Source organism: Bacillus sp. ABP14, assembly GCF_001831375.1.
GTDB lineage: Bacteria > Bacillota > Bacilli > Bacillales > Bacillaceae_G > Bacillus_A > Bacillus_A paranthracis.
Genome location: NZ_CP017016.1, coordinates 2,413,357 through 2,426,089 on the forward strand (window position 1 = coordinate 2,413,357; position 12,733 = coordinate 2,426,089).

13 protein-coding genes and 1 pseudogene are annotated in these 12,733 nt (G+C 29.6%); 10 read left to right on the forward strand and 4 right to left on the reverse strand.

Features of this window, described 5'->3' with window-relative positions:
- Position 1 precedes the first annotated feature (1 nt).
- Positions 2 to 964 carry a phosphotransferase enzyme family protein gene (locus BGI23_RS12485; protein WP_070806093.1) on the reverse strand — a complete coding sequence of 321 codons (963 nt, stop codon included), beginning with the start codon at positions 962 to 964 and terminating at the stop codon, positions 2 to 4.
- A 329-nt stretch (positions 965 to 1,293) separates the two neighbouring features.
- Between BGI23_RS12485 and BGI23_RS12490 the strand changes: the two genes are divergently transcribed.
- Complete coding sequence (locus BGI23_RS12490; RefSeq protein WP_070806094.1) at positions 1,294 to 2,388, forward strand: helix-turn-helix domain-containing protein; 1,095 nt, start codon at positions 1,294 to 1,296, stop codon at positions 2,386 to 2,388.
- Positions 2,389 to 2,402: 14 nt separating this feature from the next.
- Here BGI23_RS12490 and BGI23_RS12495 read toward each other — a convergent pair whose 3' ends face one another.
- On the reverse strand, positions 2,403 to 4,094 hold the full coding sequence (locus BGI23_RS12495) for a M3 family oligoendopeptidase (RefSeq protein WP_070806095.1): 1,692 nt from the start codon (positions 4,092 to 4,094) through the stop codon (positions 2,403 to 2,405).
- Between the two features lie 169 nt (positions 4,095 to 4,263).
- Here BGI23_RS12495 and BGI23_RS12500 point away from each other — a divergent pair, with 169 nt between their 5' ends.
- The 4 genes from BGI23_RS12500 (at position 4,264) to BGI23_RS12515 (ending at position 7,202) form a co-directional block, all read left to right on the forward strand.
- Positions 4,264 to 4,857, forward strand: a complete 594-nt coding sequence (locus BGI23_RS12500; RefSeq protein ID WP_070806096.1) for a DUF4030 domain-containing protein — start codon at positions 4,264 to 4,266, stop codon at positions 4,855 to 4,857.
- 70 nt (positions 4,858 to 4,927) lie between these two features.
- Complete coding sequence (locus BGI23_RS12505; protein WP_070806097.1) at positions 4,928 to 6,298, forward strand: aminotransferase-like domain-containing protein; 1,371 nt, start codon at positions 4,928 to 4,930, stop codon at positions 6,296 to 6,298.
- Positions 6,299 to 6,318: 20 nt separating this feature from the next.
- Complete coding sequence (locus BGI23_RS12510; RefSeq protein WP_044792404.1) at positions 6,319 to 6,666, forward strand: serine/threonine protein kinase; 348 nt, start codon at positions 6,319 to 6,321, stop codon at positions 6,664 to 6,666.
- Positions 6,667 to 6,998: 332 nt separating this feature from the next.
- Entirely contained in the window at positions 6,999 to 7,202 is a 204-nt protein-coding gene (locus BGI23_RS12515; RefSeq protein WP_044792402.1) for a hypothetical protein, read from the forward strand.
- A gap of 27 nt (positions 7,203 to 7,229) precedes the next feature.
- Here BGI23_RS12515 and BGI23_RS28690 read toward each other — a convergent pair whose 3' ends face one another.
- Positions 7,230 to 7,472: a hypothetical protein gene (locus tag BGI23_RS28690; RefSeq protein ID WP_016717558.1), complete on the reverse strand. Its 243-nt coding sequence runs from the start codon at positions 7,470 to 7,472 to the stop codon at positions 7,230 to 7,232.
- A gap of 354 nt (positions 7,473 to 7,826) precedes the next feature.
- Here BGI23_RS28690 and BGI23_RS28425 point away from each other — a divergent pair, with 354 nt between their 5' ends.
- From BGI23_RS28425 to BGI23_RS12540, 4 genes and pseudogenes are all read left to right on the forward strand, one after another.
- The gene (locus BGI23_RS28425) at positions 7,827 to 7,994 is read left to right on the forward strand and encodes a hypothetical protein (RefSeq protein ID WP_070806098.1); all 168 of its coding nucleotides are present in this window, start codon (positions 7,827 to 7,829) and stop codon (positions 7,992 to 7,994) included.
- Between the two features lie 213 nt (positions 7,995 to 8,207).
- Complete coding sequence (locus BGI23_RS12530; RefSeq protein WP_070806099.1) at positions 8,208 to 8,705, forward strand: DUF421 domain-containing protein; 498 nt, start codon at positions 8,208 to 8,210, stop codon at positions 8,703 to 8,705.
- A 233-nt stretch (positions 8,706 to 8,938) separates the two neighbouring features.
- On the forward strand, positions 8,939 to 9,568 hold the full coding sequence (locus BGI23_RS12535; protein WP_070806100.1) for a class I SAM-dependent methyltransferase: 630 nt from the start codon (positions 8,939 to 8,941) through the stop codon (positions 9,566 to 9,568).
- A gap of 217 nt (positions 9,569 to 9,785) precedes the next feature.
- A pseudogene (locus BGI23_RS12540) lies at positions 9,786 to 10,067 on the forward strand (hypothetical protein).
- 109 nt (positions 10,068 to 10,176) lie between these two features.
- Here BGI23_RS12540 and BGI23_RS12545 read toward each other — a convergent pair.
- Positions 10,177 to 10,587 (reverse strand): hypothetical protein, encoded by a 411-nt coding sequence (locus BGI23_RS12545; RefSeq protein WP_001013787.1) that lies wholly within the window; start codon positions 10,585 to 10,587, stop codon positions 10,177 to 10,179.
- Positions 10,588 to 11,155: 568 nt separating this feature from the next.
- On the opposite strand from BGI23_RS12545, the gene BGI23_RS12550 reads away from it, so the two are divergent.
- Positions 11,156 to 12,634, forward strand: a complete 1,479-nt coding sequence (locus BGI23_RS12550; protein WP_070806101.1) for a UDP-N-acetylmuramoyl-L-alanyl-D-glutamate--2,6-diaminopimelate ligase — start codon at positions 11,156 to 11,158, stop codon at positions 12,632 to 12,634.
- The last annotated feature ends 99 nt before the right edge of the window (positions 12,635 to 12,733 follow it).

Genomic DNA, 12,733 nt, shown 5'->3' on the forward strand with positions numbered 1-12,733 from the left:
TTTAGTTAAACAACAGCGTTTTTAAACAATAGGTATATTTAGTTTCAATCTTCATCCTATAAAGATTCATTATCCGTACTTGTTCCTCAGTTAATTCTTCCTTATCCCAATACATGTGCATTAAGCTATATTCAAAAATCTCCTTTAATTTAATAAACAATGGAAACTTCTCAATCATCTCTTTAGGTAGTTCATTTTCCTCTTGATACCCTTCAAATAGAGCTTTTGTAATAGAATGCTCATAGTCAATGATATTCCCATTTCCAGCAAATGAATATTCTAAAGTACTATAAATAGGAACAGCTAAATCGAATAGGTAAAAATGTTTTTCGCAATCTTGAAAATCAATCATTGTTATGGTTGAATTGTTTTCAACTAAAATATTTTCTAGCCATAAATCTCCGTGAATTAAGCCGTAATTTGAAGTGGATTTTTGTAGCTCTTTTATAGAATTTAAAACTTCAGATGCAATTTCCCTAATAGTAGTTTCTTCTTGAGGAATATACTTAAGGAAATTATATTCCTCATTCTCATACCAGTCGTTAATATATTTAACCAGTTTAGCTTTTTCAAAGATTTTAGATATACGATGCAATTTTCCGATTTGTTGACCAAGTTTTTTAAATATAGTAGAATTCCATTCGCACCTTGGTAAATGTATACCAGGAGCAGCTTTATATAATACTGTAAAAAGCTCCTTGTCTAATGTTAATTTTTCTACAAGATTCCCTTGTAAAGAAGGGAGTATTGGTGGAACATCTAAACCGTTTTCGTATAAAAAATTCGTATATGTAACTTCTTCTAATTGTTCTTCATATGTTTTGTAGTTTGTAATTCTAATGAAGTATGTTCCTTGATCTGTGAGACATTCATACATCTCATTTGTTATTGGTTTAATGTTAATAAAATTCAGCGGATATTGTTCATTTATGAATTGAAGTATTTCTTTTTCTAGCTCTTTCATTATAACTTCCTTTTAAAACTTTTATTTTTTAACTAGAGAATTAAAAGAATCTTATTTTACAAAATTCGAGTTTAATTTTCGAAATCCTTTAAAATGAAATATGATATAAATTGTCTTTTAATAATTAGTTAAGTGTTGCCAGCATATTAATTAAGGCTAAATTGAAAAATGAATAGAAGGTATTTCAAAATAAGATAGATGAAAAAATAAAATCAATACTTATATATAAATTTTAAAGATATTACAGAAAGTCTTATGTTATCAAACACAAGAAATATCAAAAGAAAGAAATGCACTTCTCTTATACTTTTAAATAAGGAGTGAAGGAAATGAATGAACATATACAGCAGATGATTGACTGGATTGAGGTCAATTTAAAAAAGGAATTTTCATTAGATGAATTGTCCCGTTATATGGGGTATTCTCCTTATTATTGTTCTTTTAAATTTCACCAAGTAACGGGTTTCAGTATTAGACGCTATATTCTTCTTAGAAGGTTATATTTATCTATAGAAGATTTAAAGAATGGTAGGAAGATAATAGATATCGCATTGGATTACAATTATTCTTCGCAAGAGGCCTATAGTAGAGCTTTCAAGAATGTTTTTGGAATGAATCCAAGAGAATTTCAACTTAACCAATTGCCTATTCAATCATTTGTTAAACTCAATATAAATAAGGAAGGAGAGTTTAATATGAATATTTCTAGAAAAATAAAGGTGGAGCAATTACGAAATGCGAAGAGCGAGCTGTTTGATAAAGATGTATTAAACATATTGAATGGTCAAATGATGTATGAAGAATTAAAAAATGAAAAGCTAATGGGTGATTCTGATTACGCACCATTTAATGAAGCGATGTGTGTAAACCGAGTTACTACACTAGTTTTTGATGAAGAATTTATTAAGACAAGGGCGGCAGGACATAACAGTTCAGTAGAAAGTTACACAAAAAAGGTTATAGATCCATTAAAGAAACTTTTTACGAAAGAGTATAAATGTATTGTTTTATGGTTTGGTGAAGATATGTTTTGTCAAATGAACTTACTTACAATACTTTCATACCTTGAACAGTCTCGTTATGAGGGGAAGGTATACTTAAATAGCTTCAGAGAAGATGAATTTAAAGTAAATCAAATTGAACTTGAATTAGGAAATTATTCTTCGGTATACAATGAAGTATTAGTAAATCATAAAAAGACTTTCTATAAGGTACCACCTGTAATGTATCAGGCTATAGATCTATATTTAAAAATGCTAAAAGAAGATAATACTGTAATGAAATTTATCTCTAAAAATAAAGATTTATCAACTCAAGAATTATTAACAAAGTTGTTTCAACTATTTCCAACAATCGGATATGGTGATTCTCAGTATATAGAACTGATTAATAAAATAGAGAAGAAAGCTACACCCAAAATATAGGTGCAGCTTTCTTCCTATAATTGCTCAAGTAACTCTAATTCTCCCTCTACAAATAACATTAGTTCTTTAATTATTTCGCCAGAAAAATCAAAACGAATTCCAGCAGCTTCATATACTTCCGTTAAAGATTTAGAGCTACCTAATGATAAGGCCTTTTTATAATTTTCAAGTGCTTGCTTTGGATCCTCTTTATATTGTTTATACATTTGTAATGCACCAAGTTGGGCGATCGCATATTCAATATAATAAAATGGTACTTCAAAGATATGGAGTACAGGTAACCAACTCGTTGCTATCCAGTTTTCGTAGCCATCAATATGTATGACGCTAGACTGATAATGTTTTTGAAGTTGTAAGTATTTTTCATTTCTTTCTTCAGAAGTATGACTTGGATTTTCATACAGCCAGTGTTGAAATTGATCGACAATAAGCATAATAGGTAAATATGAAATAACATCTTTAAAGAAGTTAATTTTTGCTTGTTTTAAATCTTTTTTGTCTGTATAGAAGGTATCCCAATAATTAAGCGAGAATAACTCCATTGTCATACTGGCTAGTTCAGCTGTTTCAGCTGGAATTTCTATATACTGTCGTAATTTTAATGATTTTATGAGTTCGTTATGAATACTATGACCCATTTCATGTATAAAAGTGATAATATCATCTTGTGTATAATTTAAGTTCATAAAAATAAATGATAATTGTGAAGCTGGTAAGTACTCACAAAAGCCTCCAGATGCTTTTCCTTTGCGGCTTGTTAAATCAAGACAATTATGTTTATACATTCGGTTTAAAAGTGCTGAAAATTCAACATCTAGTTTATTAAGGATATGAGTGCTCTTTTCAATTAAATCATTTTCATTTGCAATGGGTTTAAGGATCTTTTGATCTGGAGTTACAGCTGATACATCCCACGGGCGAAGCGTATTGACTTGTAGTTTCTCTTTTTTCTCTAGTAATATTTTATCTTTAAGAGGCACAACATACTTACGTATGGATTCAGCTAGTTCATAGCAATCCTTCGCTGAATAATCAAAACGTTCGTATTTCTTGAACATATAATCACGATAATTCTCTAGTTGAATATTTTTTGCTTTTTGATGGCGAATTTCAATTAATTGATTTAATATGTTTTGGAGTTCTTTTTCAACAGATAAAAATTGTTCGGAAATAATGGTTTTTGCCTTTTTACGGATGTCACGATTCGAATCTTGTAAATAGGATTGTAATTCTGTTATCGTTTTTTCTTCTCCGTCCCAAATTCCACTTAATCCTCCAGTGATTTCAAAATACTCTGTGATTAATTTGTCTTCCTTTATTTCTAATTCGATATTTTCCTCACAAAATAACTTTTGAGCATTTTTTATTTTTGTATCTAATAAACCATATACGTTAGAATCTAATTCCATTCGAAAAGGTGACTCTAAATATTTATTATCCAATAAATTTTGGTACCGTTTTAAAAGTGGCTTTACAAATTGTTGATCATGTTCAAAAGTATCCTTTATTTTTTCATCATCCGTATTACATTGAAAGGCGATATAATGTGATCTTAATTGTTCTTCGACTTCCCAAATCACTTTTGACTGCTCTTTTAACCAGTTTTCAAGGTCTAGTTTTGAAGAAATCATTTTATTTAATAAAGTCGAAAGTGTTTTTTCCAATTGTAGTACATTACTAATATCAATCGTATTTACACGTTGCATTATATATCCCTCACTTTTTATTTATTCATGAAGATATTCTATTTATTAATTGTAATTTCCTGTTTAAGAGGAGAAAATGTGAAATAATGTTAAATTTTAAATTTATAGAAGGTATTTATATGTGAAAGTAAAAGTTTATCGTAAATGAAAATTTACGGAGGGAAGTGCAATGAAAAGAGGAAAGAAGTTGATTGTATTTTTATTTTCAATTGCTTTATTGTGTGCTTGTGAGTCTGAAATGGAAGAATCCAAAAGTGAAGATTCTAAAGTTATGGATATTGCTACAGCGACAGTCAAGAAGGAAACTTTTTTTAGTGCTGCTATATGGGATGAAAAGGAAAGAATAGTAGATTTAGAGATTGCTGATAGCGAAAATGCTAATGAAATAAAAAAAGAAATTAATAAAAGATTGCAAATTCAAGGCATTATGTCCTATAAAGTAAATATATCTCAAAGAAACAAGGAGATTGTAAATGCAGAACATAGATGGGAGTTAGTTTTTGAACAGATATTTGATGACGTATTCAGAAAGAATGGATATGAAGGGTTTGGGATTCAGCAAATAAATTATAATAAGAATCAACCTGTTGCTATTGATATAAAAACTAAGATTAGCGATGATGAAGTAAGAACGAGGGAACTTGGGCAGAAAATAGAAAAAGAGATTGAAGGTGTACTTAAAACAGAAGCAGTAAAGAAATGGATTGAAAATGATTCATATGCTATTGGGATTTACGATATAGATAATCGAAAAATTAACTAATTGAGGAATGAATGCTATATGGATGAAAAATCGATGTAATTAAATATAAAATTGCTGAAGGAGGTGTAAAATGTATAAGTATTTACGTATTTTTAATGATATAGAAAACATGATTCAACATGGAGAAATAAAAGAAGGAAAGAAATTACCGTCTATACGATCGCTTGTTACACAATATGAATGTAATAAGGCAACAGTTATACGTGCGCTTCATGAATTAGAAAAGCGTCACATTATATATTCTGTCCCTCAAAGTGGATACTACGTTGCTAAGAAATCTGGGAGTACTATAGAAAATAAAGAGATAATTGATTTCGCTTCTTCAGCACCAGATTCTGATGTTTTCCCGTATTTAGATTTTCAGCATTGCATTAATAAGGCAATCGATACTTATAAAAATGATTTGTTCGTATACGGAACACCGAAAGGGTTACCATCTTTAATTCCAGTCATTCAAAAACAGTTGGCAAATTATCAAGTGTTCACGAAAGAAGACAATATTTTTATAACGTCAGGTGTGCAGCAGGCACTTGCAATATTAACTTCTATACCATTTTCAAATGAAAATGAAACAATATTAGTTGAACAGCCAACGTATCATTTATATATAGAATATCTAGAAATAAATAAAGTTCCTGTAATCGGTATTAAACGTACGAATGAAGGTATTGATTTAAATGAATTGGAGCGTATTTTTCGAACTGGTAAAATAAAATTCTTTTATACAATACCGAGATATCATCATCCACTTGGAACCTCTTATTCTAAAGATGAGAAAGAAAAAATTGTACTATTGGCTAAGAAATACAATGTATTTATAGTAGAAGATGATTATTTAGCAGATCTAGAAACAGATTCAAAAGCCGATCCGTTATATAGCTTGGATCATAGTAATCATGTCATATATTTGAAAAGTTATTCTAAAATTATTTTTCCGGGTTTACGAGTTGGTGTAGCAGTTATTCCACCGATTATTTCGAGTGCTTTCCATACATATAAAAAAATTTTAGATATAGATAGCCCAATGATATCCCAAGCTGCTTTAGAAATTTATATAAAGAGTGGCATGTTCGAACGCCATAAAAATAAAATTCAATCTTCCTATAATAATAGATCAAAAAAACTAGCAGAAGCATTAGAAAGAATGCAGAGTGAAACCCCGCTTTTATTCACATATAAAAAGCAAAATACAATTGGAATCCATACTTGTTTAGAAGTACATAAAACAAGTATTTCGGAAATGTTGATACAAAGACTAAGTGAAATGCAAATTAGTGTTGATACGATTGATAAAAATTATTTGAAAGGTTTTCCGAAACAAAGACTATTAAAGTTGAACGTATCGAATGTAAAGGAAGATAGGATTGAGGAAGGAATTCGTAAAGTAATGGAGGAAATCAATCAAGTGGAACGTCTAAATTTTCAATTTAAAAAAGAATAAAGTGAATAAGGAGGTTTGTTGTGAGGCACAACATGATTCTCTTGTTTGTGTGTAGCGCTATTATAATTGGAGCTGTCGTTCTAATTAATTATTATAAAAAAGATGATCAATGTATCGCGATTGGTAAGTATTCAAGAGGCATTATCGTAGATCAAAATAACGAACCTATATCTAATGTGAAAATTTATGAAGATTCAATTGAAAGTAAGGAACGCAGTGTTTCAAATATAGAAGGTGAATTTGAAATACCACATGGTGTTTGTGGCGAGATTGTATTACAATTAGTTACTCCAAATGGAGAGATCTATACAAGGAAATATGATAGTAATCATATACCGGCAGTGATAGAACTGAGTTATAAAAAGTAAGAGAACTGTCATAAAATTATTACGGGAAGAATGTGTTAAATTAATATTTTTTAGAGCACTCAATAGTTGAATGCTCTTTTTATTTTGGACATAAGTAATTTAAATGGAAATAAACTACAAATAAATGTTAAGCTTAAAGTATAGCATTTACCCCACTTTAATGGGCAGTAAGACCCCCATCTCAAAATGCAGCGAAAGCAAGGAAGTTAGGTAGGTAGGGGTCGGGCCGCCCATAAAAGTCCGATTGGTGAGGGCTGATAATCAGTGGGGATGAAGAAAACCTCCACTAATTAAAGTTTCACTTTATTTTAAATAGGAGGCTGATAGAGTCTATGGCAGTACGTATAATTGATGATTTACAACAATTATCGTTGTTACTTATGTTTTTAAGTACATTTATATTTTACAGATATTTAAAGAAGGTTAAACGAGAGAGAAAATTGACTCGTTTTGAATGGACAATGTATTTTGTCACTCAATTTGCGACATTAATTTGGGCAATGACTTATTTTATTAAACACTTAGCTGAATCGTAATTTCTATTCACTCAATCTAGTTTACTGTTATCTATTAGGGATATAAATATAGTCTGTATCTAAATCAATAACAACATCGCTCAAGAGGTCTTCTTGTAATAACTTTGGGATTCGTTCATAGTGGTACCGCATACAAAATAAAATTAGAAGCTCTTTATTAGATATTTCTTCATTTTTAACATTTAAATACATTATCATTAACTCTTTAAGAGAACAATTAAGGCCAAAAACATACTCATTAATTCCATATCCATCAAATTCAATTATCACTGTTGGGTGCTAGCCAACGTTATAGCTTAAATTTTAGATGAATTTATTATACATTGTTTGAAATGTAGTGAGAATATATTTTTATAAAATGTGAGGGTTATAAATGGAACAAAATAAATTAGTTTTAGAAGGACCAAACTTGAACAATGTTTTGAGGAATTGAGTCAAGGGGGAATTACCCCTTTAAAAGTATTTGTCTCATATGAATAAAATGGCCAGGTACAACGAGTTGTGTAAACAAAGAAGAGGTTTTGCTTTTCCAATATGTACAAATAGTATATATAGTATATTATCTTTCTAAATGTACATATTAAGTAAAATGTTTCATATCATGTACATAAAAGGCGGGGTAATATGGATGAAAAAAAGGAAAATGAAGAATTGATTAAATTTAAGAAACAATGGTTTAATGAAGATAATCAACCAGTAGCTGGAATAGAGTTAGCTTTACTGCCTGATATAGGCAGCATGTTAGACTCCAAATCAGTTGATGATGAAAGTGTAGAAAGTAATAATGAATAAGTTTAATCTATATGCATCCATTCGGGTGCTTTTTATTTTTTTGACAATGGAAGATGGATTATCAAATCCTTATTGAAAAAAGGTTGATTAAAATAGGTTCTTTTTCAGTATATGTAAGTTTGATTTTTACAAAAAAGTTTAATTAAAATACATTTAGAATGCTATATGAAATGGGAATGCTAGTAACATTCACCATTAAAGGGTTGGGCTATTATGAATATGATTTTTGAAAGCATTATTTTAATTTTAACTGGAATTATTGCATTAAAAATGACAGGTAGTAAATCTGTTAGCCAAATGACAAGAGCTGAAATCATTATAGTAGTATCAATTGCACGTATCATTGTAGAACCGGTATTAAGTAGGAAAGTAGTCCCATCTATATTTGCAGCTGCAATATTTGCGTGCGTACTTCTTATCATTCATTTCTTTGAATTGAAATCAAAGAAGATGGAACAATTCCTAAATGGCAGTAGCATTATAGTAGTAGAAAATGGAGAGATTGTAAAAGAGAATTTGATGAAGGCGAAAATGTCGGAACAACAACTATATATGCAATTAAGAGAAAAAGGGATTCATGATTTAAAAATTTTACAACAAGTTACAGCTGAACCAAATGGGCGGATTGGTTACCAATTAATAGAGAAAGCTCAGCCAATCACTTTAGAAGTGTTAGAAAAAGTAATAGATCAGTACAATATAAAAAGATAATTTCTTATGTGAAATGCCAATATACAATTGAAGTATTGGCATTTTTTATTTTTCTAAATGTAAAAGTTAATATTTAGAATAGATATTCAGCCAATCTTTAAATTAGATATAGGCTTATTAATATGATATATTCAATGGACCTATAGTGCATGTGGTGAAAAAAGCAGCGTTAAAATGAATAGGTCTTTCATGTGATATTAAACATGAGATAAAAATAAGGAGATAGAAATATAATGGAATTTTGGGAATCAAGTTTTATTGAGAAACAAACGATGTGGGGGTTTGAACCTACAGAATCTGCAATTTTGACAAAAGATTTTTTTCTAGAAAAGAATGTTAAGGATATATTAGTTCCGGGTATTGGATATGGAAGAAACGCAAAGGTGTTTATCGATAATGGTATAAATGTAATAGGGATTGAAATTTCAAAAACAGCTATTGATTTAGCAACACAAAACGGATTGGGGGATATTGGTATATATCACGGCTCGGTAAACGAAATGCCTTTCGATACTAACCTTTACGATGGGATATTTAGTCATGCACTTCTTCATTTGTTGAATGAACAGGAAAGAGAGAAATTTATTAAAGATTGTTATAATCAGTTAAAACCTGGTGGATATATGGTTTTTACAACTGTTTCTAAAAAGGCTCCAATGTATGGCAAAGGAAAACAGTTGGATAAAGATTATTATGAGATAATGGAAGGTGTAAAAATGTTCTTCTATGATTCTGAATCTATAAAACAAGGTTTTGAAAAATATGGATTAGTACAAGTTTCGGAAATTGATGAACCAAATAAAAACATGGCAAATAAACCTGCAATTAATTTCTTAATGATAAAATGTAGAAAAGACCTGTGAAAAATTAGTATATATTAATTGTATATTCTGCATAAATAATAAAGGCAAACATACTAGGAATTATAAATGAACTAGAAGTCTGAATAAAGATAAATCTAGAGAAACAAGATTAGATAGCGCTTAAAATACGGGGAAATACAGTGATAAAATTAGAAACAAAATGTGTTTAATATTTTTGGGGAGTTTTAATGTCAGAAAAAGAAGAAGAGGAGAAAATATGATTTTAGGGATTTCATATTTTGATATTTTTTGTATTATAAGTATTGTCTTGTTTTTTTTCGCTTTCTGGAGATTGAATGCTTAGTATAATAAGAAACATAATGTCCCTAAAGTTTTTCAATGGTTTCCTAGAAGGTGGGGGAAAAGAAAAGTTTCAGAGCATTTATCTCAACTAAATAAAAAGTTAAAAGCTGAAGGGAAAGGGATTTGGGTTACAATCTATGCTATAGATTTGTATATCGTAACTATTCCTTGTACAGTAAAAAAATATAAATCTTAATACATATATGTTTATAGAAGCGACTGTTTCTTTTAAAAGATACGATCGCTTCTATAAATTTGTCAATGTAATGCAATTAAGTGATGTATCGTTATCTCAAAGTATCGCTTTAAATACTTTTAATGAGTTTTATCCCCTCAACAAAGAAAAGTACTAAGTGTACAGTGTTCATTACAAACCATAACATGAGCTTTGAGTTCTTCACAGTTTTCAACTGATTTGATTTTGTATTAGACAATTCTATCTTTAAAGACATTAATATAATAGTATTAGACATAAAACCTAACAATATAAATCCGAATAAAGGTAAGTTTGTAATAGCGCCTATTACCATAATTCCTATGTATATTATAGTTAGCTTCTTAATATACTGTGTATCTTCTTTTAATTTATCTATATTTTTGGTTTTGAACCAGTTTCTTACTATTCTTACAAAAACAATAATTTGAAATACTAGGACAATTATACTTACAAAGAGAAGGAACAAAGTTCTTAAATTATTTTCCATTAAACCATTCATTTCATATGTACCCCTTTTATTTATGTTTATAGTATGAAAATGTAATTTTCATAGAACCTGCATGTGATTAGTAACGGTACTAGTTCTCTATTTTCATGTTACTCTATCCTTGTTAATTATGGAAAAGGACAAATCTAAGCATTTAACTGTTAGAATGGTATACCCTTTATATATTTTAGGTTAATTTTGATTGTTTGCATATAATTTTATATTTTAAAAATAGTTTTGGCTTATCTTTTTTAGGCTATTTGCAATGAGTTGAATAACCTTTATTCTAAAATAGTAATTAATAAAATTATTTAGTGTTAATATAAATTCTTAGATATTGATTGTGCACAAATAAAAAGGACAAGCATATAATATAAATACCTTTTAACTTTAAGTAACCTTAACTTTCGTTAATAGGGTATCTCAAAATCCCCAAAAGAGCACTTGCGGAAACAAGTGCTCTTTTATTTTTTGTTTATTGAAGATGAATAAATTTCGTTAAATCAATATGGTATTTTAAGCCATTATTTTATATAAAGTGGTAAAATAAATAAGGGAAATGTTTAAGGGGGCGGGACATTTGAAACTAAAAGAGCTGGCGAATTTGTTATTGATTAAAGAAACTATTGGCGATATGGATGTAGAAATTACAGGGTTAGAAATGGATTCTAGAAAGATAACTGATGGAGATCTATTTATATGTGTATCAGGTATCGATGGTTTTCTTGAAGATCGACATCAATTTGTTGAAGATGCAGTGAAGAATGGTGCTGTAGCGTTAATTGTAGAAAGGGATGTAAATATTGAGATACCTAAAATAATTGTTAAAGATGCTAGGTATGCTATGGCAGTTATTGCGTCACACTTCTATGGTTATCCATCTAATAAAATGAAGCTAATTGGAATTACAGGTACAAATGGAAAAACAACTACTTCCTATTTACTTGAAAAAATTTTAAGTGATTATGGATATCATACGGGGCTCATGGGGAATAACGGAGTGAAAGTTGATTCAAAATGGTATCCTACTGATATTAATACGCAAGAACCTCCAACACTTCAACGGAATTTGCAAATGATGAAAAATCAAAATGCAGATTATTGTGTTATGGAAGTTACGTCACAAGGTTTACATATGGAAAGAGTGAAAGGATGTAACTTTAAAATAGCTGTTTTTACAAATTTAACGCAAGATCATTTGGATTATCATGGAACATTTCATGAATATAAGCATGTAAAAGGTCTTCTTTTTTCAAGATTAGGAAATGATTTATCTACTACGGATAAAAAAATAGCTGTTTTGAATGCAGACGATCCATCGGTAGAATACTTTAAAAAAATTACTTCAGCTGAGGTTATCACATATGGAATACATAATGGAGCAGATGTTCAAGCGAAGAACATAACTTTAAGTCCAAAAGGAATTCGTTTTTTAGTTTCGTCCTTTAATGGCGAAATAGAGGTTAGCCTTAATCTTGTAGGTCGTTTTAATGTTTATAATGCATTAGCAGCAATAACAGTTGCATTGGTTGAAGGTATTCCGCTTACAAACATTAGTGATAGCTTATCTAACTTAAAGAGTATTGAAGGTAGAATGGAAATCATAGATGAAAATCAAGATTTCCTTGTAATAGTGGACTATGCCCACACACCGGATGCGTTAGAAAATGTTCTCTCTACAATTAGCGAGTTTGCAAAAGGTAAAATTATTACTGTTTTCGGTTGTGGTGGAGATAGAGACGCAAAAAAACGATCTATAATGGGTGGAATTGCTGGAAGTTATAGTGATTTTGTTTTTATTACTTCTGATAATCCACGTTCGGAAGATCCGCAGGCAATAATGAAAGATATTGAAAAAGGATTTTCGCAAAATAATAATTTGAATTATAAAGTGGAAGTAGATCGTGAACTTGCAATAAATCACGCAATAAACATGGCATCTTCTAATGATATGGTTTTGATTGCAGGGAAAGGGCATGAAACGTATCAAATTTTAAAAGATTCAACGATTCATTTTGATGATAAAGAAAAAGCTCGACAAGCAATTATTAATAAATGAATGAATTCAATTACTAGCTGAATAGTATTTCTAATAAAAATAATGTTTTAGATGAAGTAATAACGAAGCAATTTTTTGAAGAATTTATAATTGAAAGGT